The organism is Salinicola rhizosphaerae (assembly GCF_014652715.1).
In the GTDB taxonomy this organism is placed as follows: domain Bacteria; phylum Pseudomonadota; class Gammaproteobacteria; order Pseudomonadales; family Halomonadaceae; genus Salinicola; species Salinicola rhizosphaerae.
In genome coordinates this window covers 395,540-418,487 of the sequence record NZ_BMZI01000002.1, presented here as the reverse complement: position 1 = coordinate 418,487, position 22,948 = coordinate 395,540, and the positions used below count along the sequence as shown (strand labels likewise).

The window sequence follows — 22,948 nt, the reverse complement described above, 5'->3', positions numbered from 1 at the left end:
ATCATTCCGGGTGCAGCCGACCCCGAGCAAGGCTCGAGATCACGACGTCCGTGCCGGGCTGCCAGACATCGGCCAGCGCCTCGCGATCGACGCTGGTAATGAAAACCTGACAGTTCAGTCGCTCCAGCCACTGGCAGAAGATACGTCGGTGATCACCGTCCAGCTCCGCCGGCAGATCGTCGATCAGATAGAGGCAGGTACGTCCGCTCACCTGATCGAGAAGCCGTCCCTGAGCCAGCTTCAGCGCACTCACGACCAGCTTTTGCTGACCGCGGGAGAGCACCTCCACCGCCGGATGACGACCGACGCGTATTCGCAGATCGGCGCGCTGCGGTCCTTGCTGGGTGAATCCCATCTGGCGGTCGGTATCACGACCGCTCTCGAACACCTCGAGCAGCGAACGTTGGCGATCCCATCCGCGCGAGTAACGCACCCCAAGATCGGGCAGTGGCAGAAGCGCCGCCAGCGTCTCCTCGAAGACCGGTGCAAAGCGCGTCATGTAGGCTTCGCGAAGGGTATGGAGATGCTCGCTCCAGTGCGCCAGTTCGCGCTCCCAGACACCTATTGACGCGACATCCATTCTATCATGCCTGAGCAGGGCATTCCGATGTTTCAGCGCCCTTCTCACGCGTTTCCAGGCATCCAGAAAATCCGGTTCGAGGTGGAACACACCCCAATCGAGAAACTCGCGCCTTGCCGCTGGCGAGCCCTCCAGCAATCGAAAGGCATCCGGATTGATCAGCTGCAGCGGCAGCGCTTCGGCCAACTGCGTGATTCGCTCTGCGCGCTCGCCGCCGATGCGGATATCGAGCTCCTGGACGTCGCGGCGGCGACGTACGCCGAGCGGGCGCGGCGGATCGCCGGCCAGAAGCCCGTGAAGCGTCACCTCTGCGGCGTCGTGGGCAATCAACGACTTGAGTTTCTGGGTGCGAAACGAGCGCGCCATACCGAGCACGTGAATCCCCTCCAGCAGCGACGTCTTGCCGCTGCCGTTGGCCCCGCTGATCAGATTGATGTGCGGACCCGGCGCCATCTCGAACGCGCCCAGATTACGCAGGCCCTGAAACTGGAGACGATCAAGCGGCATGGCACTCGACAACTCGTGGCATGAGGTGGCAGGAAACGCGCGATCTGTCATCAGCGACACCACGCAGACAATCATCCAAACACCCGACCACCGAGACTGAGGAAGTCGGCGAGCGAAGATCAGGCGCGGCAAAAATCGGCGAACCGGCGGAGCTTATGGGGGTATAAGTGAGCAAGGTTCGCCGGTTTTTAACAAAGCATGATCGAGCGCAGCCACTTCTCTGCACTCAGAGGCGCATCGGCATGACGACGTACCTGGCATCCCCACCACCCGGCTCCTCCATCAGCGCCGAGCTGTTGGCATCCGAGAGCGTCATCTGCATGCGATCGGCATCGAGCACGTTGAGCACGTCGATCAGGTAGCCGACGTTGAAACCGATCTCGAGCGCGTCGCCCGAATACTCGATACTGACGTTCTCCTCGGCCTCTTCCTGCTCGGGATTGTTGGCCATCACCTTGAGGTTGTTCTCCTCGAGGTGCAGGCGCACGCCGCGGTACTTCTCGTTGGAGAGAATCGCGGTACGCGCCAGATTCTGGCGCAGCTCGCCACGCTCGGCGATGAAGACCTTGTCGCCGCCCTTGGGAATGACGCGGTCATAGTCGGGGAACTTGCCGTCGACCAGCTTCGAGGTGAAGGTGAACTCACCGGTATTGGCGCGGATATGGTTCGCGCCGAGCGCCAGCTCCACCGGCTCGTCGCTGCCATCGAGCAGACGCGCCATTTCCAGCACGCCCTTGCGCGGGATGATCAGCTTGCGCGATGTTTCGAGTTCGACATCGGCACTGCGCTCGCAGACCGCCAGGCGGTGCCCGTCGGTCGCTACCGTGCGCACCAGATGATCGGCCAGCTCGAGCAACATGCCGTTCAGGTAGTAGCGCACGTCCTGCTGCGCCATGGCGAAGGAGGTCGCATCGATCAGGTACTTGAGCGTGCCACGCGGCAGCGACAGCGTCAGATCGTTCTGGCCATCCTCGATATTGGGGAACTCCGCCACCGGCAAGGTCGAGAGCGTGAAGCGCGAACGTCCGGCACGCAGTACCACACGCCCCTCTTCCAGCGAAAAGCTGATGTCGGACTGATCCGGCAGCGATTTGCAGATATCCATCAGCTTGCGCGCCGGCACCGTCACCGAACCCGGCTCGTCGACCAGCGCCGGCGTCGCGCGTCCGATCAGCTCCACCTCGAGATCGGTGCCTGTCAGCGACAGCTGCTCGTTCTGCACCTCGATCAGCACATTGGAGAGTACCGGCAGGGTCTGGCGACGCTCGACCACCCCCGCCACCAGAGTCAGCGGGCGTAGCAAGGCTTCGCGGGAGATGGAAAATTTCATTGGAGCTCCGTATTCGAATCAATGGCTGGATCGAGTCTGTCTGCGGCAGAACCTGAGCGCCGTCCCATTCTTGCCTCGCCAGGCGCCGCTCGCAATCCCTGTCGGCGGCGAGACGAGACGGCGACGCCTCAACTGGTCAGCAGTCTCATCAGGTTCTTGTAATCTTCGCGGATATCCGCGCTCTCCTCCTGCAGCGCCACCACCTTGCGGCAGGCGTGCAGGACGGTGGTATGGTCGCGCCCGCCGAACGCATCGCCGATCTCGGGCAAGCTGTGGTTGGTCAGCTCCTTGGCCAGCGCCATGGCGACCTGGCGTGGCCGGGCGACGGAACGCGAGCGACGCTTGGAGAGCAGATCCGCCATCTTGATCTTGTAGTATTCGGCCACCGTGCGCTGAATGTTCTCGATGCCGACCTGCTTGTCCTGCAGGGCCAGCAGATCCTTGAGCGACTCGCGGATGAAGTCCTGCGTGATCGGCTTGCCCATGAAGTGGGAGTCCGCGATCACCTTCTTCAGGGCGCCTTCGAGCTCGCGGACGTTGGAACGGATCTTCTGGGCGATGAAGAACGCCGCATCGTGGGGCAGGTCGACCTTGGCTTGATCGGCCTTCTTCATCAGGATCGCCACGCGTGTCTCGAGTTCCGGCGGCTCGATCGCCACCGTCAGCCCCCAGCCGAAGCGGGACTTGAGACGCTCCTCGACGCCGCTGATCTCCTTCGGATAGCGATCGGAAGTCAGAATCATCTGCTGACCGCCCTCGAGCAGCGCGTTGAAAGTATGGAAGAACTCCTCCTGCGACCGCTCCTTGCCGGCAAAGAACTGGATGTCGTCGATCAACAGCGCATCGACACTGCGATAGAAGCGCTTGAAATCGTTAATTGCGTTAAGCTGAAGCGCCTTGACCATGTCGGCCACGAAACGCTCGGAGTGAAGGTAGACGACCTTGGCATTGTCGCGTAGCCCGGCCAGATGATTGCCGACCGCGTGCATGAGGTGGGTCTTGCCCAGGCCGACGCCGCCGTAGAGAAAGAGCGGGTTGTAGGCACCGCCGGGGTTTTCCGAGACCTGCCGCGATGCGGCACGCGCCAACTGGTTCGACTTACCTTCGACGAACGTCTCGAAGGTGAAGTTGGGATTGAGGCCACTCTGGTGCTTGAGACTGCCCTCGACCTGTACCTGGCGATCGCCGCGGTCGCTGGCGCGCCGGCCACTCTCTTCCCGCCCCCCTTCCCGGCTCCGATCCTCCTCGCGCGCGTCTGCCGCTTCCTCGCTGCGCGGCGGCGTCTGCACGCTCGGCGCCGCGGGCCGCTGTTCCGATCGTCCAGGAGCCGATACCGGAGCCCCCAGATCGCGCGGCGAGACCGCCGCAGCGCGACGGCTGCCGACGCTCAGACGAACCTTGGGCGGCTTGTTGCTGGTACCGACTTCGCGCAACAGTTCATTGATGCGCTTGAGATACTTGTCGCTCACCCAATCACGCACGAAGCGGTTGGGGGCGAGCAGGCAGAGTTCGTCCGAGTCACTGTCCTCCGCCTGCAGCGGGCGGATCCAGGTATTGAACTGCTGCGAACTCAACTCATCCTGCAGCGAATTGAGGCATTGTTGCCAGAGCGCGACGGACACACGACCTCACCGGATAACAAGAGATGAATGAGAAACGGCCGCACATTGTAGCGTCCGACTCCCGGGTTATCCACACCGAGTCTCGCACGCTAAAAGCTGTGGATAAACAGCCGACAAGCGGTTGGCAAGTTGCGGAAGAAGACGGAAAAACCGGCGGTCGTGTGCACCATCGTGCCGCTTCATCGGTGCACAGTCCGCAGCTTTTGCACCAGGGATACGCATTTTCCTCACAAGCAAAGATAGATCGTAGGCCGTTGATATCATTTATATAATAAGAGTTATTCACAATAACTATCCCCATCCTTAACCACATGGTGCGATTGACAAGCTCCCGTGCTCGCGCTCAAGACTTCAACCGGGCACGGCCGGCCGCGATATCCTGAAAACCTTTCCGAGTAACCTAGCAGCGCGAATTCTGTCATTGGGCAGTGCGTCGTTTCGCTCACAACCGGGTGTGGATAATTCACGGAAAAATTGCACCTGACCGCCGTATTCACTAGAATTCCCGCTCTTGAGCCGAGTGACCCGGACCCGTCGCGCGTGTCCGACGTCCCGTATCGAACCTTTTTTATAAGCTGAATCATCAGCTTAGCCACTCAACTACCTCGGGAAGCAGCAGTCATGAAACGTACTTTTCAGCCCAGCGTTCTGAAGCGCAAGCGCGTCCACGGTTTCCGCGCTCGCATGGCCACCAAGAACGGCCGTCAGGTCATCAACCGTCGTCGTGCCAAGGGCCGCAAGCGTCTCAGCGCCTGATCGGACAACGGGTGTCCGATCATGGCTTCCCCCGGCAACTCCGTTTGCTGACCGCCGGGGACTACAAGCACGTATTCGACCACGCTCCTCTCAAGGTCCACGGTAAGGGAATGCTGGCGTTGGCACGTCCCAACGCACTGGGCCATCCGCGGATCGGGTTGATCTTCAGCAAGAAGAACGTGCGTCGTGCCGTCGACCGCAACCGTCTCAAACGCCTCGTCCGCGAATCCATCCGTCATCAGCAGCACCGTCTACCGGCTGTGGATATCGTACTGCTTGCGCGACGAGGCCTTCACGAGCAGGACAACGACAGCGTCAGCCGTCAGCTCCACGGCATGTGGCGACGTCTCGAGAAGTCCGCTCGACAGGCTCGGCCCGACACATCGACCTGACCGGACACGACCGCGCCTACGGCCGGGGAGTCTTGCTGATCGTCGCCGGACGATCGCCGATACCAAGGCGCCCACCGACCCACTCCCTTGACGGGCAGACCTCTGTATGGACTTGAAACGACTCCTTTTCGTGATTCCGCTGGCCGTGCTGGCCTACCTGCTGATCATGCAGTGGAATCAGGACTACCATCAGAATGTGGTGGACAATCCGGCGCCGGAAGTCGCCGCCTCTTCGGGTAGCGGTGACAGCAGCGGTAACGGCGCGCTCTCGGCACCGACCGATGGCAACGGCAATGCCAAACCGATCGAAGACGACATGCCCGCGGGCTCCGAGCCGGCCAAGGGCAACAATCTGATCCAGGTTCAGAGCGACGTGCTCGACCTGCGCATCAACCCCAATGGCGGCGACATCGTCTACGCGGCGCTGTTCGGCCACGACCAGGCGCTCGATTCCGACACCCCCTTCGTGCTGCTCAGCGACAACAACGTGCGCAGCTACGTGGCTAAGTCCGGCCTGCAGATCGAAGGCCACTCCGGCCGTATCAATTTCAGCGCCGATCAGCGCAGCTATCAGCTGAGCGAAGGCCAGGATTCGCTGAACGTCGATCTCCATGGCAGCGTCAACGGTGTCGACGTCGTCAAGCGGTTTGTCATCGATCGCGACAGCTATGCGGTCAAGGTCGAGTATCTGCTCGACAACGAAAGCCAGCAGCCGGTAACCGCACGCTTCATCGGCCAACTCGCCCGTGATCAGAGCGCGGATCCGACCAACGGCTCCGGCGTCGGCATGCACTCCTTCCTGGGTGCGGCCTTCTCTTCGCCTGACGAGCACTACAGCAAGGTCGACTTCGACGATATTCGTAACGGCGACTTCCAGAACCGTGACGTCAAAGGCGGCTGGGTCGCGATGATCCAGCACTACTTCACCTCGGCCTGGGTGCCCAACGCCGATCAGCAGAACCTCTACTACGGCAGCGTCGACAACCGTGACCGCACCGTGGCGGCCTTCGCTGGTCCGAATCAGACCCTGCAGCCGGGCGCGCAGTCGACGCTTGCCGCGACGCTCTACGTCGGCCCGAAGGTGCAGTCGCGCCTGGAAGCGGTCGCGCCGAATCTGGAGCTGACCGTCGACTTCGGCTGGTTGTGGTTCCTCGCCAACCCGCTGTTCTGGCTGCTGGAGCACATCCACAAGATCGTCGGCAACTGGGGCTGGTCCATCGTCCTGCTGACCGTCTGTGTCAAGATCGTGCTCTTCCCGCTCGCCGCCAAGGCCTACAAGTCCATGGCGCGCATGCGCAAGATGGGCCCGGAGATGAAGCGGCTCAAGGAGCAGTACGGCGACGACCGCCAGAGAATGTCGCAGGAGATGATGAAGTTCTACCAGAAGGAGAAGATCAATCCTCTGGGGGGCTGCCTGCCGATGGTGATCCAGATGCCGGTGTTCATCGCGCTCTACTGGATGCTGATGGAGTCGGTGGAGCTGCGCCACGCACCCTTCATCCTCTGGATTCAGGACCTGTCGGCGAAAGACCCGTACTTCATTCTGCCGATCATCATGGGCGGCACCATGCTGCTGCAGCAGTTCCTCAACCCGACCCCGCCGGACCCGATGCAGGCGAAGATCATGAAGATGCTGCCCGTCGTCTTCACCTTCTTCTTCCTGTGGTTCCCGGCCGGTCTGGTCATCTACTGGATCGTGAACAACTCGATCTCGATCCTGCAGCAGTGGTTCATCACCAAGAAAGTGCTCAACGATGACTCGGGCGGCAGCAAGGCGGTCAAGGCCAAGGGCTGACGGCCGTCACCTGAGAGAATCTCCAGACCCCCGCCTCGGCGGGGGTCTGGCGTTCAAGGGTCTGGTCTTTCACGCACCGTCACCGGACAATCGACGCCTGAACGACACGCCCAAACCCGATGTCATTCAGCGACTCAATGGGAGATTCCATGCACGCGCCGTCCTCTCCAGTCTCCTCGGCTCAAGGCACGCCGCTCTACCGTCAGGACACCATCGCCGCGCTGGCGACGCCTCCTGGACGCGGCGGCGTCGGCATCGTGCGCGTCTCCGGGCCCGCGGCGGGTGAGCTGGCCAGTGCCATGCTAGGCTACACGCCGAGGCCGCGCTACGCTCACTACGGCCCGTTTCGCGGCGCGCAGAACGTGATCGACGAAGGCATCGCGCTCTATTTTCCGGGACCGAACTCCTTTACCGGTGAAGACGTGCTGGAACTGCAGGGCCATGGCGGACCGGTGCTGATGGACATGCTGCTGGAGCGCTGCGTGCAGCTCGGCGCGCGACTCGCCCGACCCGGTGAATTTTCCGAACGCGCGTTCCTCAATGACAAGCTAGACCTGGCCCAGGCCGAGGCGATTGCCGACCTGATCGATGCCAGCTCCCGAGCGGCAGCGGAAAACGCGCTGCGCTCGCTGCAGGGGGAGTTCTCCACGCGCGTCTCTCGCCTGGTCAGCGAGCTGATCGAGCTCAGACTCTACGTCGAAGCGGCGATCGATTTCCCCGAGGAAGAGATCGACTTTCTCGCCGACGGGGTGGTCGCCGGCAAGCTCGAGACGCTGCGCCAGACCTTGGCGGGCGTGCGCGCCAGCGCCAATCAGGGCGCGCTGATGCGCGAGGGCATGAGCGTGGTGATCGCCGGGCGCCCCAATGCTGGCAAGTCGAGTCTCCTCAACCGGCTGACCGAGCGCGACAGCGCCATCGTCACCGAGATCGAGGGCACCACTCGCGACGTGCTGCGCGAGCACATCCATATCGACGGCATGCCGCTCCACGTCATCGACACGGCCGGCCTGCGTGATACGCCCGATGCGGTGGAGAAGATTGGCGTTCAGCGCGCCTGGGCGGAGATCGAGCGAGCCGATCGCGTTCTGCTGCTGGTCGATGGGCGCGAGACCGACGCCACCGATCCGCGCCTCATCTGGCCCGAATTCGTCGAGCGCCTGCCCGATCCCGCACGACTGACGCTGGTACGCAACAAGATCGACGAGAGCGGCGAAGGCAGCGCATTCGATCTATCCACAACCCCTCCCGTCATCCGCATCTCGGCAGAGACCGGTGCCGGTGTGGATAACCTGAAATCGCATCTGAAGGCCGTGATGGGCTTCGACGCAACGACCGAAGGCCACTTCTCCGCTCGCCGCCGTCATCTCGACGCGCTCGATCGCGCCGCCATGGCGCTCGAAAGCGGTGTTGCCCAGCTCGAGGGCGCCGCCGCCGGCGAACTGCTCGCCGAGGATCTGCGCGACGCCCAGCACGCGCTCAACGAAATCACCGGTGAATTCACCGCCGACGACCTGCTCGGCGAGATCTTCGGCAGCTTCTGTATCGGCAAATAGCACGGGTATCGATCTGCTTGTATCGAGAAGAAAGGCACGATGCGCCGAATGACGCCTCCATTCGGCTCATTTATTGAGCCGATTCCGCCTCGCGGACGGCGCTCGCTTCACGGGAAACCTGCCCGGATAGCTCGTGAACCCGCTCCCCGACCCGCCTCATCGCTCGCCGAGTCGGTTCATCGAACACCGTGTAGTTGATCCGCAGGCAGTTGCGATATTTGCCGGTCGCCGAGAACATGATGCCGGGTGCAATACGGATGCCTTCCGACATCAATTCCCCGTTGAGGGCGACGGTGTCGACCTCGGCGTCGCACTCGAGCCACAGCAGAAAGCCGCCCTCCGGATAGCTGACCCGCGTCGAGCCGGGAAACACTTCGGCGATCAGGTCGAGCATGGCGTTACGGTTTCTCTGATATTGCGCCCGCATCCGCCGCAGATGTGGCTCGAAATGTCCTTCGCGGATGAACTCCGCCACCGCCATCTGCCCCTGGGTCGCGGTCGAACCCGTGCCCACGTACTTCATGTGCAGCGCGCGTTCGAGATAGCGGCCCGGCGCCATCCAGCCCAGCCGAAGTCCCGGCGCCAGGGTCTTGGAGAACGAGCTGCATAGCAGCACGCGACCGTCTTCGTCGAACGACTTGACCGTCACCGGTCGCGGGAAGGCGTAGGCAAGATCGCCGTAGACATCGTCTTCGATGATCGCGACATCGAAACGTCTGGCCAACGCGTAGAGCGCCCGCTTGCGCTCGACCGAGAGCGTATAGCCAAGCGGGTTGTTGCAGGTCGCCGTGATCTGAATGGCCCGGATCGGCCACTGCTCCAGCGCCAGTTCCAGCGCCTCCAGGCTGATGCCGGTTTCCGGGTCGGTGGGGATCTCCATCGCCTTCATGCCATAGGCGCGTATCGACTGCAGCGCCCCATAGAAGCTCGGCGAGTCGACCGCGATGATGCCGCCGGGCTCGCACACCGCGCGCATGGCGATCGAGATCGCCTCGTGACAGCCGGTCGTGATCACGATGTCGTTGGGATGCAGGCGACAACCATGGCCGGCCGACAGCCTGGCGATCTCCTCGCGCAGTTCGGGACGCCCGTAGAGCGTGTCGTAGTTGAGTCCGATCAGATCCTGGCGACGGCTGACGCGGGAGAGCGCGCGCATCAGCGGCTTGAGCGTCGGCGCCTCGATGTCCGGCATGCCGCGGCCGAGATGGAAGAGCCGCGTATCCGGCAGCACGCAGGTGCCCTCACGAACCTGATCCCAGTGCGAGACCTCCACCGGACGCTGGGCCGTGCGTCCGACCGGCGGCGGTCGCGGCCGCTCGCGAGTTGGCGCGACGAAGTAGCCCGATTTGGGCCGCGCCAGGATCAGCTGGGCATCCTCGAGCTGGTGATACGCCTGCTGCACCGTGGACAGACTGACGCCATGCGCCTTGGCCAGCGAGCGCACCGAAGGTAGACGATCCTCCGGACGGTAGTACCCGGCCTGGATGCGTTCGCGCAGATGATCGGCCAGTTTCTCGTAGCGGTGCATGAAGCGCTCTCCAGGGCGGGCGATCGCACCATTGTGTATGCCATGGTTTTCGGATTCACGATACAGATGTCGACAGAATCCGCCATACAGATGCTGTTATCCCTCATCTGTATTCCTGAATTCGACGCTTTCTGAATCTGTGTGGCGATGCGGCTCCGGCGTAGCCTGACTCACTCATCCAGAGCCCGAGTGACCGATACCGCAGGAGAGTGCCGCCATGAGTACCGTCTACCTCACGTCCACCCCGCCCAGCCTGGCAGATTCGACACCCGCCTTCGGCCGAAGACAGGCTTCGACGATGCTCGTCGCGCCGCCACAGAGGCTCGGCTGGTGGCAGCGTCTACGCACCCGGCGCCAGCTGGCTCGGCTGAATGCCGAACAGCTTGCCGATATCGGCGTGACGCGACGGGAGGCGCTGGTCGAGGCCGGCAAGCTGCCCTGGCGTTAATGCCGCGCCAGGCAGCGACAACGGAACACCGACGGGCCATCGAGCGTGGAAGCGTTCACCGCCTCCGATGGGAAGCGGTGAAGGGCATCAACCGATTCGGCGCTCGTCGAGCAGGCGCCAGACGCGGGCGCTGTGACGGATCTGGTCGTCGAGCATCGCCTGTTCTTCGGCGTTGCGTGGCAGCCCGGTCGGCGCAAGGTGCGGCAACACCAGTTCGACCGCGACCGGCCCGCTGAAGCCCCCGCGCTTGAGCGCATCGTGCTGATTGATGAAGTCGACACGCCCCTCGCCGATGCCGCCCCGATTGGAGTCCGAGATGTGATAGATCGCGCTGCGCTCGGCGAAGCGTTCGAGCGTGGCGTAGGGGTCCTTCTCCTCGATATGCATATGGAAGCTGTCGAGAAGCGGGCGAACCCGATCGCTGCCGATATCGGCGATCCAGCGCTCGGCGTCAGCTGCCGTGTGAAGCAGCGGAATTTCATAGCGGTTGCAAGGTTCGATCAGCAGCTCGATACCCCGAGCTTCGGCGTGCGCCGCCAACTGCTTGCCGCACTCGACGATCATCTCCCAGGCAGCCTCGCGGCTATCGCAGTTGCCGGTCCAGTCGGTCAGGCCGTGGATCGTTGCCGGCACGCCGCCGAGATCGGCCGCGAAATCGATGACCTTGCGATAGAACGCGACCGCGTTCTCGGCCGTCGCCTCCTCACTGTCGTGCGGCGCGTGGTCGAAAGGGTCGACGGCAATCAGCGAAAGTCCGTGACTGGCTGCGCTGGCGGCGACCGCCTCGGCGCTATGCCGATCGACAGGCTCGCAGTACTGCACAGCGTCCAGTTCAAGCGAGGCGATCTTCGCCATCAGCGGGTCGAGCTCGTCGATCCCCAGCGTCCAGGTACAAATGCCAATCGTCATGCTGCCTCCTTGCGGTTGTCGATGAGAGTCCGGCGATGCCGGCTATACTGGCGGCAACTCCCTGCCACCCCGATGAGGTTAGACGATGGTCGAACGTTCGCACCAGGATGAGACGAGATGCCACGGCGAGTACAAGGTGCCAGGTGGCAAGCTGGTGGTGGCCGATCTCGGAGTGCGAGACGGCCAGCTCGTTTCGGCCATGCTGTCGGGCGATTTCTTTCTGGAACCGGAAGAGGCGCTCGAGGCAATCAACGAAGCGCTGATCGGCGCCCCTGTCACCAGTGACGCCAGCGTTCTGATCGAGCGCATTCAGCGCGCTCTGCCGGCCGGCACCGAGATGATCGGTCTTTCCGTCCCCGCGATAGCGACCGTGGTCCGCCGAGCGCTCGCCCGGGCGTCGGACTGGCGCGAGCATCGCTTTGGTCTGATTCATCGGCCGCCGGAATCACCCGCACTGCACATGGCACTCGACGAAATACTGACGCGAGAAGTTGCGGCCGGACGGCGTGGACCGACGCTGCGCGTGTGGGAATGGGAGCGCTCGGCCATCATCATCGGGGTCTTCCAGTCACTGGCCAATGAAGTCGATAGCGAAGCGGCAGCGGCCGAGAATATCGAGGTGGTCAGGCGCATCAGCGGCGGCGGTGCGATGTTCGTCGAGCCGGGCAATACCATCACTTGGTCGCTGATCGTGCCGGAGACACTGGTGCAGGGACTTTCGTTCGTCGAAAGCTACGCCTTCCTCGATGACTGGGTGATTCAGGCGCTTGGCGATATGGGCATCAACGCCTGGTACGTGCCGATCAACGACATTACCTCTCCCGGCGGCAAGATTGCCGGTGCAGCGCAGAAGCGCATCAATGGCGCCGTGCTGCATCATGTGACGATGGCCTACGACATCGACGCCGACAAACTGACGCGAGTGCTGCGAATCGGTCGGGAAAAGCTCTCGGACAAGGGCACCACCAGCGCCGGCAAGCGCGTCGACCCGCTCAAGCGTCAGACCGGTCTGGATCGAGAGACGATCATCCAGCGCATGATCGACTCCTTCGCCGCTCGTTTCACGCTCAAGCCGGACACGATCACCGATGCCGAAATGGCAGCCGCCGAGCGCCTGGCCAGGGAAAAATTCGCCAGCGCCAAATGGACCCATCGCGTGCCCTGAGCCACGTTTGGCCTGCTACGCTAAAGCCGATGCACTTCAAAGGTGCAAATTGTTCGATAACCTGTAATATTTCTGATGCCGACTAACGATAATATACTCTTATAAATACGGCGATTTCCCGACAATTCCACCACGACGGCACGCTTACTGCATGGATGAATCGAGAAAGCCGCCTATCGGTTTCGCGTCACGCCGGTAGGGACTTTCCGAATGCGATGACAAGGAGAGCGCCATGTGGTCGTTGCTGCGACCCATTCGAGCCCTGCTGGGTAGCGTTGCACTGCTGCTGCTCGGCAATGGTCTGATCAATACCCTGCTGACACTGCGCGGCGCCGACGAGGGATTTTCCACGACGTTGATCGGTCTGATCATGTCGGGTTACTTCGTCGGTTTCATCTGCGGCACCTGGATCAGTGGCCGCCTGATTCGGCGCATGGGCCACATCCGCACCTTCGCGTTCTGCGCCGGTCTCTGTGCGTCATCGGCACTACTGCACCTGATTTTCATCAACCCCTGGGTATGGCTGGCGCTGCGTGTCCTCTACGGGCTTTCGTTCATCACGCTGATGACCGTGATCGAGAGCTGGCTCAACAGCCAGGCGGCCAGCCATCAGCGGGGGCGTGTGTTTGCCATCTACATGGTGGTCAATCTGGGGTCGCTGGCGATCGCCCAGCAGATCCTGCGTCTCGACTCGCCGGAAGGCTTTCTGCTCTTCGCGCTGACCTCGATCCTGATCTGCTGGGCGTTGTTACCTATCACCATGACGCGGCGTGCACAGCCGGTCATCGCCGATCGCCCCAAAAGTAGCCTCAAGGCGCTCTTGAGCTTCGCGCCGCTGGCCGTCGCCGCCTCGGCAATGTCCGGGCTGGCCATGGGCGCGTTCTGGACACTCACACCGGTCTATGCGCGCAGTGTCGGCTTCGACGTCGCGGGCGTCGGGGTGGTGATGAGTTGCGCAATCCTCGGTGGCGCCCTGCTGCAGATTCCCATCGGGCGTTTTTCCGACAAGCACGATCGCCCCAGAGTGATGACTTACGTAGTGATTCTGGCCGCCCTCGCGGCGGCGGCGATGCCGTTCGCCCCCAACCAGAGCGCGCTTCTCGGTCTGTATTTTCTGTGGGGCGGACTATCCTTTTCTATCTACCCGATCGCCGTGGCACAGTTGATCGATCAGCTGAGTCCCGATGAGATCGTGTCCGGCTCCGCCGACATGCTGGTGGTACAGGGCGCCGGCAGCGCAGTGGCACCGATTCTCGCCGGTGCGATCATGCATGGCGTCGGCGATCAGGGATTGCCGCTCTACATCGCCGCGGTGCTGGCGCTGCTTGCGGTCTATGCCATCTACCGCCGTCGCCGCGTCTCGACGCTGGTTAGCGGCGACACCGCCCATTTCGAACCCATGACGCCAACCAGTAGCCAGGCACTGGAGATGATGTACGACGACGTGCAGAAGGATCTGTTCGCCGACCCCAGCTTCTACGAAGAGCACGAACGCCAGCGGATCGTCGAGATGGCCGGCAAGGCCTGATCGATTCGACAACGCACCAGTGCGGCTCACGCAGGGAAATCGACCCGGCCACGATGACCGGGCAGGAGGAAAACGATGTTACTCGCAACCGATCTCGACGGAACCTTTCTTGGCGGCGACCCCGACGCGCGCCTGAGTCTTTACCAGACCATCGCCGCCCATCCCGACATCCAGCTTGCCTATATCAGCGGGCGCAGCCTGGAGGCGATTCTGCCGCTGCTTTCCGATCCGACACTGCCGCAGCCCGACTATATCGTTGCCGACGTCGGTGCCAGCCTCTACACCGGTGATGACCTGCAGCCGATCCAACCGCTGCAGAACGAGATCGATCAGCGCTGGCCGGGCGAGTCGCGCATCGCCAGCGCCATGGAGCGCTTTCCCGATATCGTCCGACAGGATGAGCCCCAGCTGCGTCGCTGCTCCTACTACTGCCCGCCGGAGCGCGCCGGCGACCAGGCGCTGGCGGGGCTGGCCGAAGAGCTCGACTGCGAAATGCTCTACTCCGCCGGCCGCTATCTGGACTTTCTCCCCAAGGGCGTCAACAAGGGCTCGAGTCTCAAGAAGCTGATCGACTGGCTGGGTATCGACAACGAAGAAGTGCTCGTCGCCGGCGATACCATGAACGATCTCGCCATGCTGACCGCCGGTTTCAAGTCGGTCTGTGTCGGCGGTTCGGAACCCGAGCTGCTCGAGCAGACGCAAGGGCAGACTCGCGTGATGCACGCCACCGAAGCGGGCTGCGCCGGGATCATCGAGGCCTTCGCGCATTTCGGCTTTCTCGGGGCGCATGGCGTGGCGGCGGAGCATCGCCGCGACGAGACGCAGACCGGCAAGGCCGAGCTGGTCATGGTCTATCACCGTCTGCCTTACGAGGAGTATCGTGTCGACGGCAAGATCCAGCGTCGGCGCCCCACCTCACCCAACGGCATCATTCCGACACTGCTGAGCTTCTTCGCCGACCAGCGAGGCTCGTGGATCGCCTGGTCGATTCATGAAGAGGATGATCCCGAGCCCTTCGAGACGCACACCAGCGTCGATGCCAAGCAGTACCCGCTGTTGACCGCTGCGCGCGTACCGCTGACCAAGTTTCAGGTCGACACCTTCTACAAGCGCTTCTCCAAGGAAGCGTTCTGGCCCACCCTGCACACCTTCTGGGAACGCGCCGTCTTCCGCGAGGAGGACTGGGAAGTCTACTGCGAGGTCAACCGCGCCTTTGCCGAGCGCACGGCCGAGGAGGCCGCCGAGGGCGCGCTGGTCTGGATCCACGACTACAACCTGTGGATGGTGCCGGCCTACCTGCGAGAGATGCGTCCGGACCTGCGAATCGCCTTTTTCCACCACACCTACTTCCCGTCGGCGGACGTCTTCAACGTATTGCCGTGGCGCCGCGAGATCATCGGCAGTCTGCTGCAGTGTGACTACGTCGGTTTTCACATTCCGCGTCAGGTCGAGAACTTCGTCGACGTCGCCCGCGGCGTCGTGCCGCTGACCACGCTGGCCCAGCAGAGCTGCGCGCCGCGCTTTCTGACCTACGGCTGCGCGGTCGGGCTGGAAAGCATGACCACGGCGGTCGATACCGGCTCGCGCGTGGTGCGCATGGGCGCGCATCCTGTCGGCCTCGACCTCAACCGGATCAAGAACGCGCTGGCCCAGGAAGGCGCCGATTCGCGGATGGCCGAACTGCGCGAGGAGTTCGCCGGGGTCAAGCTGATCCTCTCGGTGGAGCGCCTCGACTACACCAAGGGTATTCTGGAAAAACTGCAGGCCTACGAGCTGCTGCTCGACGAGAACCCGGAGCTGCGCGGCAAGGTCACGCTGGTCAGCATCTGCGTCCCGGCGGCTCGCGAGATGACGATCTACAACGAGCTGCAGACCCAGATCGAACAGACCATCGGGCATATCAATGGCCGTTTCGCCGACGTCGGCTGGACGCCGGTGCAGTTCTACTTCCGCGGCTTCCCGTTCGAAGAGGTGGTCGCCTGGTACGCGATGGCCGACGTCATGTGGATAACCCCGCTGCGCGACGGCCTGAACCTGGTCGCCAAGGAGTTCGCGGCGACTCAGGGCATGACCCAGGGCTGCGGCGTACTGGTGCTGTCCGAATTCACCGGCGCCGCCGCCGAGCTCAAGGGCGCGATCCTGACCAATCCGCACGACCTGCACGACTTGGCGCGCACCTGCTATCTGGGTCTCAACCTGCCGCGTGCCGAAGCCGAGGCGCGGCTGCGTCAGTTGAACGATATCGTCAGCTACAACGACATCCGTCGCTGGGGAGAAGAGTTCATCGCTGCGATTCAGGGCGAGGAGCCGGAGGCGACCGAAAGCCCGGTCAATCCCACCACGCATCTGGTCTGACGGCCCCGTACGAGCTGCGAGCTTCGACTGCGCCGGTTTCGGGGCGCGGTAGACAGCAGCTGCGAGAAAAACAGGATGGCGGCGTTGAACGCCGCCGTCACGTTTCTCCCGTCCACCATTCGCTCTGGTGGCTGGCGTTGGCCGCAAGCATCGGCGCCAGCGTCGAGAAAGTCGAGTCCAGGGTTTGGTCGAGCTGCCAGGGCGGATTGAGCACCAAAAGGCCACTGCCGTACATGCCGTGCGTGGCATCGGGTTCGCGAATCTTGAGCTCGCTGCGCCACAGTTTGGGGATGCCCGCGTCGCGCAGTGCGTCCAGCATCGAGAGATGACGCCCGGCCGGTAGCAGCGGATACCAGATCACGACCACCGCATGGCGCACCTTGTGCGCCACTTGCTTGAGCGTCTTGACGACCTCCTCATACTCCGCCTTGCGCTCGTAGCTCGGGTCTATCAACACGCAGAGTCTCGGTGTCGAGACCGGAACGAGTCGAGCCAATCCCTCGAGCCCATCGGCGTGGCGACGCTGAATTCGGCCGTCAGCCGGCAGCGTCTGATCGGCCAGATGGCGATGCTCGCCGGGGTGAAGCTCGAAGAGCGTCAGCCGATCCTGTTCGCGCAGCGACGCGCCAATCCACCAGGGCGAGCCGGGATAGCGCGAGAGCCGGTCGCTCTTCTGCAGTGTGGCGAGTCGCGCCACCCACGCGGCCAGTGCCGAATCGGGTTCAAGCCTGCTCCGTCGTTCCCAGAGACGCGCCACGCCCTGATGGAACTCCCCGAGTTTCTGCGTTTCCGGTGCATCCAACGGGTAGACGCCGCGCCCGGCGTGGGTATCGACGAAACTGATGGCTGACGGCTTGCGCATCAATGCCTCGACGAGACACGAAAGCCCCAGGTGCTTGTGTACATCGGCGAAGTTGCCGGCGTGATAGGCGTGCTGATAGGCAAGCATGACGGCGCAAGAATCCTTTGAGCGATAGCCCCCGAGCGAGGGAGCGGCAAGAAGACGGACTAGCATCGAAAACGGGCGCATCCCGTCGGATACGCCCGCGTGACTGGCACCCTGCTGAAATCGATCAGGATTGCTGCGTGGGGGTCAGCGTGATCTCGACACGGCGATTCTGGGCACGACCGGCGTCGGTGTCGTTGCTCGCGACCGGGTTGCTCTCGCCATAGCCGATGGCGTTGATCCGGGTCGACTCCACGCCGCCCTGTTCGAGATAGGTCGCAACGGCGCTCGCGCGGCGCTCGGAAAGCTTCTGGTTATAGCTGTCGCTACCCGTGCTGTCGGTGTAACCCGCAACGTTGATGCGCGTCTCTGGATAGGCTCGCAGTACGGCGTTGACGTCATTGAGCGCCTGGCGCGCCGGCGTCTGCAGGTCGCTGGAATCGATGTCGAAGGTCACGCTGCTGGGCATGTTGAGAATCAGATTGTTGCCATCACGCTCGACGCCGATGCCGGTGCCATCGAGGCGATTGCGCAGCTCCTTCTCCTGCTTGTCCATGTAGGCGCCCACGCCACCGCCGATCGCGGCACCGGCGGCGGCACCGATCAGTGCACGATCGCGGGTGCTGCTGCCACCGTCCCCGGTCAAGGCCCCGGCGACTGCGCCGGCGACTGCACCGATACCGGCTCCGCTCCACGTCTTGGTATTGCCGCCGCCCTGCTGAGAGGTATTTTCACCACCGCTGGAAGCGCAGCCCGTCACACCGACGGCGAGCGCCACCGGCATGGCCAGCCAGAGATTGCTGCGCGTTTTCACGTCTTTCGTCACACCGTTGCTCTTCATGCTTCCAAAACTCCCTATCTAACGTCCTAATCGCCATACCGGAGATCACTGCCGAGCCGCGATATCGTTACCGCGACGTGTCGAACAGCGCCAGCAGGTCATTCAAGAATAGCAACCCCTGCGGCGTCGCCTGCAATCGAGCCTCCGATGCTTCCAGAAGACCTCGCTCGCGCGCGACGGCAAGGCGCGGCGAGAGTTCAGACAACGCGCGGCCGGTATGGTTTTGCCAGCAGCCGGCATCGACTCCCTCGACCAGGCGCAAGGCGTTCATCAAGAACTCCAGGGGCAGCGTATCGGCATCGATCTCGCGCGATCCGGCCACGAATCCCCGCGGGTCACGACTGCGACGGAGATAGGCATCCGGCTGGCGGACTTTCCAGCGGCGTTCGAGCCTGAGACCACCAGCTCCGTCACGCCGCGTCAGCTTGCCGTGCGCCCCTGCGCCGATACCGAGATAATCCCCGAACTGCCAGTAATTGAGATTGTGCCGCGCCCGCTTTCCACCACGGGCATAGGCGGAAATCTCGTAGCGCGACAGTCCAGCGGCTTCGATCCGTTCGTGCCCCGCATCCTGAATGTCCCACAGGTGCTCTTCGTCAGGCAGCGTCGGCGGATGAGAAAAAAACTCGGTATTCGGCTCGAGCGTCAGCTGATACCAAGAGAGATGCGTCGGCTCTAGCGCCAGCGCCTGATCGATATCGGCCAACGCCGTCTCGAGCGTCTGCCCGGGCAGACCATGCATCAGATCCAGATTGACGTTGTCGAACCCCGCCGCCCGCGCGCTCGTCATCGCGCGCGCCGCCTCATCGCCGGAATGGATACGGCCGAGCGCTTCGAGCTGAGCTGCGTGAAAGCTCTGAACGCCGAGGGAAAGACGGTTGATTCCCGCTTCCCGGAAACCTTCGAAGCGCTGCTGCTCCACCGTCCCCGGATTGGCTTCCAGCGTGATCTCGATTCCCGCCGCAAAGCGCAGACGTTCACGCAGCCCGGCAAACAGACGCCGATAGGCCGCGGGCGACAGCAGACTCGGCGTGCCGCCACCGATGAAGATGCTGACGATCTCGCGTCCCTGAACCGCTTCCAGATCAGCGTCCAGATCCGCCAGCAACGCCTCGACGTAAGCGACCTCGGGCAGCTCGGCACCGCGGCCTACGCCATGGGAATTGAAGTCGCAGTAAGGACACTTGCGCACGCACCAGGGTACGTGGATGTATAGCGCCAGCGGCGGCAACGCCCTCATTCCTGAAGCATCTCCATCATCTGGCGCAGCGCGCGGCCGCGATGGCTGAGACGATTCTTCTCCTCGCTGCTCAGCTCGGCAGCGCTCATGCCACACTCGGGCACCCAGAACAGCGGGTCATAACCGAACCCGCCTTCGCCGCGGGGGTAGGCTAGGATGTCGCCACGCCAATCGCTCTGGACGATCAGCGGCACCGGATCGTCGGCGTGGCGCAGATAAATCAGTACGCACCAGTAGCGCGCCGTTCGTTCGCCCTCCGGCACCTCCTTGAGCGCCTCCAGCAGCTTGTCGTTATTCGCCAGATCCTTCGAACCGTCGCGCCGGGCACCGTCGGCATACCGCGCAGAATAGATCCCGGGGGCGCCGCCGAGCGCATCGACTGCCAGACCGGAATCGTCGGCCAGTGCCGGCAAGCCACTGGCTCGGGAAGCGGCACGCGCCTTGAGCAGGGCGTTTTCGACGAAGGTCAGCCCCGTCTCCTCGACATCCGTGACACCGAACGCCGATTGAGGCTGGATGCGATAGCCCAACGGCCCCAGAAGACTTTGAAATTCGGCCAATTTACCGGGGTTGGCGCTGGCGATGACCAGCGCTTCCTCACGCTCGCTCATGGTTCGGCTTCCTGACAAAACGCCCATTTTACGGATGGTGGCCAGACGGGTATAGCACTGCAGGCCTGGCGTGGCACCAGACGTGGCGTGACACATTAGACCGATAGGTCCAAATCGGTATGAGGAAATTCATGGAATGAGCGTAGCCGTTGCGTACTACGCGACTAAGGTCGCGAATGTTTTTTCTCCGATAAGAAACAATGTTTTTCAATTTTCTTTGTAATGATACAAAAAAGTCTTTGATTAATATGGTATTTTTATCGCTTACAAAAATCTTAAATGTCTCAGTCGTGTCACTTTGTGAAAATCTCGACGCCGTATATTTACAAGCCTGGCGGTTTATCAACATGATTGAGCTCCGGCACTCACCGGATAGCGGTAAGCATTTGACCCGAGGATCTCGACGAAAAATGTAAAAGACTAATTAAAATCCTTCCAAGGGATCAGACCATGAACACTGAAAATACCGACATTTTACTTGTTACGGATTGTAATTCTCAGTCCGTTTTATTTCTGGATTACATCCATCAGAAGACCGGCTGTCGCGTCTTTGCGCTCAATCCGCAGGAGCGCTACACGCTGGGCGAGGGGCGACGTGCCCTGGTCCTGCTGGACGGCGATCACGTGCAGGAGAAGGATCTGCTCGCCTGGAACAACCGCGCCGAGGAGAACGGCTCGATCATCCTCTCGGCGTTCAACGTTCGCGACAACAAGCAGGTCATGGAGCTGCTGATCGGCATCCATCTGCGGGGCGTGTTCTACCGTCAGGACAATCTCGAGCTGATCTGCAAGGGCATCCTGCGGCTGCTCGATGGGGAGCTTTGGATCTCACGGCCGCTGTCGGCCATGCTGATCGACTTCTACCGACGCCAGCAGGTCAACACCTATCGCCCGGTCTGCGGTCTGACCCGGCGTGAACTGGAGATCGTCACGCTGCTCGTGTCCGGCGCCAGCAATACCGAGATCGCCGAGAAGCTGTTTGTCAGCGAACACACGGTGAAATCGCATCTCTACAACCTGTTTCGCAAGATCAACGTCCATAACCGGATTCAGGCGACCAACTGGGCGCGCCAGAACCTGGGGACCATTCCGGTCATGGCGTCACGCTACGCCAACGGCCGGCGCTGAATCTCGCGTTATCTCGAAAAGAGGTCAGTGGAAAGGTTCGTGAGTGGCACGATGGCTGATGCCGCCATCGACATCGAATCGCGAAGGGAGTCGCCAATCGCTACTCCCGTCGCGTTCGATGTTGCTGTCAGTTGAGCCGCATGCGCTCCTGGATCAATGACGCCAGCGTCAGGTTGGCATCGGGCGCCGTGGTATCCAGGTGGACCAGATGGGTCGTCTCGTCGCTCTCGAACGGCTCGAAGCGCGCCAACTGATGCTCGAGCACCGATAGACTCTTCTCGGATGATTCGCCGCTGCGTCTTGCGCGTTTGACGATACGTGCGCGCAACGTCGATTGATCGGCCTCGAAGCTGACCATCAACACCGGCAGCCCACGTTTCTCCGCCTCGAATCGCAGCCGCTTGCGCTGCTCCTGCAGCAGACAGGTCGCGTCGACACAGACCGGTAACCCGGCCTCCAGCACACTCCCCGTCAGCGCCGCCAGTCGGCGATAGGTCTGATCGGTCGCGGCCTCGCTGTAGACCTCCCGCGCATCGGCAGGCGCCGACGTGAAGTCGAATAGACGCTTGCGCTCGACGTCGGAGCGAATTCTCACCCCACCCAGCCGCCGCACGATCTCCTCGGTGAATCGGCTCTTGCCGCTGCCCGAAACGCCGACGGCGAGAATCAGATACGGAAAACGGAACTCGCTGTAGTCGCGCGCCATCGCCAGAAAACGGCGGAAGACGTCGATCGGTTCGGCCTGCGGGGGAAGATCGTCGATCAGACCGGCGTCGTGGTCTCTCACCAGCTCGATACGGGCGCGCAGCAGCGCCCGGTGACGCTTGTAGAAGTTGAGCAGCCGCACGACCGGATAGTCGCCGGATAGCTCGAGATAGCGATTGAGCGCGTAATGGGCGAATTCATGCTCGCCGCGAGCTTCCAGATCCATGATCAGAAACGCGAGCTCGCAGGCGACGTCGCACCAGCGCAGACGCTCGTTGAACTCGATGCCGTTGAAGAGAATCGCGCGCCCTTCGAAGCGCACTGCATTACCAAGGTGAATATCACCATGACTTTCACGGATGAAGCCGTCGCGCCGACGCGCTTCGAGAATCGGTTCGAGCCGGGCGAAGCTCTCGAGACTCAGGGTCTTCACGCGCTCGAGGTCGGCCAGATCGGCCGGCGTCTGGAGTAGCGACTCGATCAGCTCGAACTCCTCCACCAGCATCTGTCGAATATGCTCGGGCGAACCGTAAGGGCTCTGCTCGTCGACGCGTGCGGCAGACTCGTGGAGCGCAACCAGCTGATCGATCAGGTCGTCGATCAGCTCGACCGACAGCTCCCCGCTGGCCTGAAGCGAGCTGAGCAGATGGCGGCTGCTGAACTGCCGCATCTTGACGGCATACTCGATCGGCGCACTGTCATCGTTGACCCGAGGCGCCGTCTCGCTACCGGAAATCGCGACACAGCCGAGATAGAGCGCAGGCGCGACGCGACGGTTGAGCGCGACTTCCTGCTCACAGAGCTGGTGGCGCTTTTCCAGCGTGGAGAAGTCGAGAAAGGTGCCGTAATCCAGCGGCTTCTTGATCTTGTAGGCGTATTCGCCCGTCAGCACGACCCAGGAGATCGGGGTCTCGAACACGTCGACGGCGCCGATCGGGTGATCGAAACAGTCGCTCTCCTTGAGCGCCTCAATCAGCGTCCGGCTCATGCATTCTCTCCCAGTGGTTGA

Annotated in this window: 19 protein-coding genes; 9 read left to right on the top strand and 10 right to left on the bottom strand. The window is 62.4% G+C overall.

Annotated features, from left to right (window positions below; genetic code table 11):
• Position 1: 1 nt before the first annotated feature.
• The 3 genes from recF to dnaA all read right to left on the bottom strand — a co-directional run bounded on the left by recF (position 2) and on the right by dnaA (position 4,039).
• Positions 2-1,087 carry a DNA replication/repair protein RecF gene (gene recF / locus IE125_RS05375; RefSeq protein ID WP_189443601.1) on the bottom strand — a complete coding sequence of 362 codons (1,086 nt, stop codon included), beginning with the start codon at positions 1,085-1,087 and terminating at the stop codon, positions 2-4.
• A 226-nt stretch (positions 1,088-1,313) separates the two neighbouring features.
• Positions 1,314-2,417, bottom strand: coding sequence for a DNA polymerase III subunit beta (gene dnaN / locus IE125_RS05370; RefSeq protein ID WP_189443600.1), 1,104 nt, complete (start codon positions 2,415-2,417; stop codon positions 1,314-1,316).
• Positions 2,418-2,545: 128 nt separating this feature from the next.
• Positions 2,546-4,039, bottom strand: a complete 1,494-nt coding sequence (dnaA, locus tag IE125_RS05365) for a chromosomal replication initiator protein DnaA (protein ID WP_189443599.1) — start codon at positions 4,037-4,039, stop codon at positions 2,546-2,548.
• Between the two features lie 621 nt (positions 4,040-4,660).
• Here dnaA and rpmH point away from each other — a divergent pair.
• The 4 genes from rpmH to mnmE all read left to right on the top strand — a co-directional run bounded on the left by rpmH (position 4,661) and on the right by mnmE (position 8,535).
• Positions 4,661-4,795 carry a 50S ribosomal protein L34 gene (gene rpmH, locus IE125_RS05360; RefSeq protein WP_035473559.1) on the top strand — a complete coding sequence of 45 codons (135 nt, stop codon included), beginning with the start codon at positions 4,661-4,663 and terminating at the stop codon, positions 4,793-4,795.
• A gap of 11 nt (positions 4,796-4,806) precedes the next feature.
• Complete coding sequence (gene rnpA, locus IE125_RS05355; protein WP_189443598.1) at positions 4,807-5,187, top strand: ribonuclease P protein component; 381 nt, start codon at positions 4,807-4,809, stop codon at positions 5,185-5,187.
• 106 nt (positions 5,188-5,293) lie between these two features.
• Positions 5,294-6,982, top strand: coding sequence for a membrane protein insertase YidC (gene yidC, locus IE125_RS05350; protein WP_189443597.1), 1,689 nt, complete (start codon positions 5,294-5,296; stop codon positions 6,980-6,982).
• A 149-nt stretch (positions 6,983-7,131) separates the two neighbouring features.
• Positions 7,132-8,535, top strand: coding sequence for a tRNA uridine-5-carboxymethylaminomethyl(34) synthesis GTPase MnmE (gene mnmE / locus IE125_RS05345; protein ID WP_189443596.1), 1,404 nt, complete (start codon positions 7,132-7,134; stop codon positions 8,533-8,535).
• A 70-nt stretch (positions 8,536-8,605) separates the two neighbouring features.
• On the opposite strand, the gene IE125_RS05340 is transcribed toward mnmE, so the two are convergent.
• On the bottom strand, positions 8,606-10,063 hold the full coding sequence (locus IE125_RS05340) for an aminotransferase-like domain-containing protein (protein ID WP_189443595.1): 1,458 nt from the start codon (positions 10,061-10,063) through the stop codon (positions 8,606-8,608).
• 217 nt (positions 10,064-10,280) lie between these two features.
• Between IE125_RS05340 and IE125_RS05335 the strand changes: the two genes are divergently transcribed.
• Positions 10,281-10,511, top strand: coding sequence for a DUF1127 domain-containing protein (locus tag IE125_RS05335; RefSeq protein WP_189443594.1), 231 nt, complete (start codon positions 10,281-10,283; stop codon positions 10,509-10,511).
• An 87-nt stretch (positions 10,512-10,598) separates the two neighbouring features.
• Here IE125_RS05335 and IE125_RS05330 read toward each other — a convergent pair whose 3' ends face one another.
• Positions 10,599-11,420, bottom strand: a complete 822-nt coding sequence (locus tag IE125_RS05330; protein WP_189443593.1) for a sugar phosphate isomerase/epimerase family protein — start codon at positions 11,418-11,420, stop codon at positions 10,599-10,601.
• Between the two features lie 85 nt (positions 11,421-11,505).
• On the opposite strand from IE125_RS05330, the gene lplAB reads away from it, so the two are divergent.
• The 3 genes from lplAB to ggpS all read left to right on the top strand — a co-directional run bounded on the left by lplAB (position 11,506) and on the right by ggpS (position 16,468).
• The gene (gene lplAB, locus IE125_RS05325; RefSeq protein WP_189443592.1) at positions 11,506-12,585 is read left to right on the top strand and encodes a lipoate-protein ligase LplAB; all 1,080 of its coding nucleotides are present in this window, start codon (positions 11,506-11,508) and stop codon (positions 12,583-12,585) included.
• Between the two features lie 232 nt (positions 12,586-12,817).
• Positions 12,818-14,113: an MFS transporter gene (locus IE125_RS05320; RefSeq protein ID WP_189443591.1), complete on the top strand. Its 1,296-nt coding sequence runs from the start codon at positions 12,818-12,820 to the stop codon at positions 14,111-14,113.
• 75 nt (positions 14,114-14,188) lie between these two features.
• Positions 14,189-16,468, top strand: a complete 2,280-nt coding sequence (gene ggpS / locus IE125_RS05315) for a glucosylglycerol-phosphate synthase (RefSeq protein ID WP_189443590.1) — start codon at positions 14,189-14,191, stop codon at positions 16,466-16,468.
• A gap of 97 nt (positions 16,469-16,565) precedes the next feature.
• Here the strand turns inward: ggpS and IE125_RS05310 are convergent, their stop codons facing one another.
• From IE125_RS05310 to rdgB, 4 genes are all read right to left on the bottom strand, one after another.
• A complete protein-coding gene (locus IE125_RS05310; RefSeq protein WP_189443589.1) occupies positions 16,566-17,417 on the bottom strand; it encodes a 23S rRNA (adenine(2030)-N(6))-methyltransferase RlmJ in 852 nt (283 codons plus the stop codon).
• 124 nt (positions 17,418-17,541) lie between these two features.
• Entirely contained in the window at positions 17,542-18,255 is a 714-nt protein-coding gene (locus IE125_RS19355; protein ID WP_189443588.1) for a YiaD family glycine zipper/OmpA-like lipoprotein, read from the bottom strand.
• A 67-nt stretch (positions 18,256-18,322) separates the two neighbouring features.
• Positions 18,323-19,495 carry a radical SAM family heme chaperone HemW gene (hemW, locus tag IE125_RS05300; RefSeq protein WP_189443587.1) on the bottom strand — a complete coding sequence of 391 codons (1,173 nt, stop codon included), beginning with the start codon at positions 19,493-19,495 and terminating at the stop codon, positions 18,323-18,325.
• Entirely contained in the window at positions 19,492-20,106 is a 615-nt protein-coding gene (gene rdgB / locus IE125_RS05295) for an RdgB/HAM1 family non-canonical purine NTP pyrophosphatase (RefSeq protein ID WP_189443586.1), read from the bottom strand. The genes hemW and rdgB overlap by 4 nt, the downstream gene beginning before the upstream one ends.
• A gap of 450 nt (positions 20,107-20,556) precedes the next feature.
• On the opposite strand from rdgB, the gene IE125_RS05290 reads away from it, so the two are divergent.
• Complete coding sequence (locus IE125_RS05290; RefSeq protein ID WP_189443585.1) at positions 20,557-21,234, top strand: LuxR C-terminal-related transcriptional regulator; 678 nt, start codon at positions 20,557-20,559, stop codon at positions 21,232-21,234.
• A 127-nt stretch (positions 21,235-21,361) separates the two neighbouring features.
• Here IE125_RS05290 and IE125_RS05285 read toward each other — a convergent pair whose 3' ends face one another.
• The gene (locus IE125_RS05285; protein WP_189443584.1) at positions 21,362-22,927 is read right to left on the bottom strand and encodes a bifunctional aminoglycoside phosphotransferase/ATP-binding protein; all 1,566 of its coding nucleotides are present in this window, start codon (positions 22,925-22,927) and stop codon (positions 21,362-21,364) included.
• Positions 22,928-22,948 lie beyond the last annotated feature (21 nt).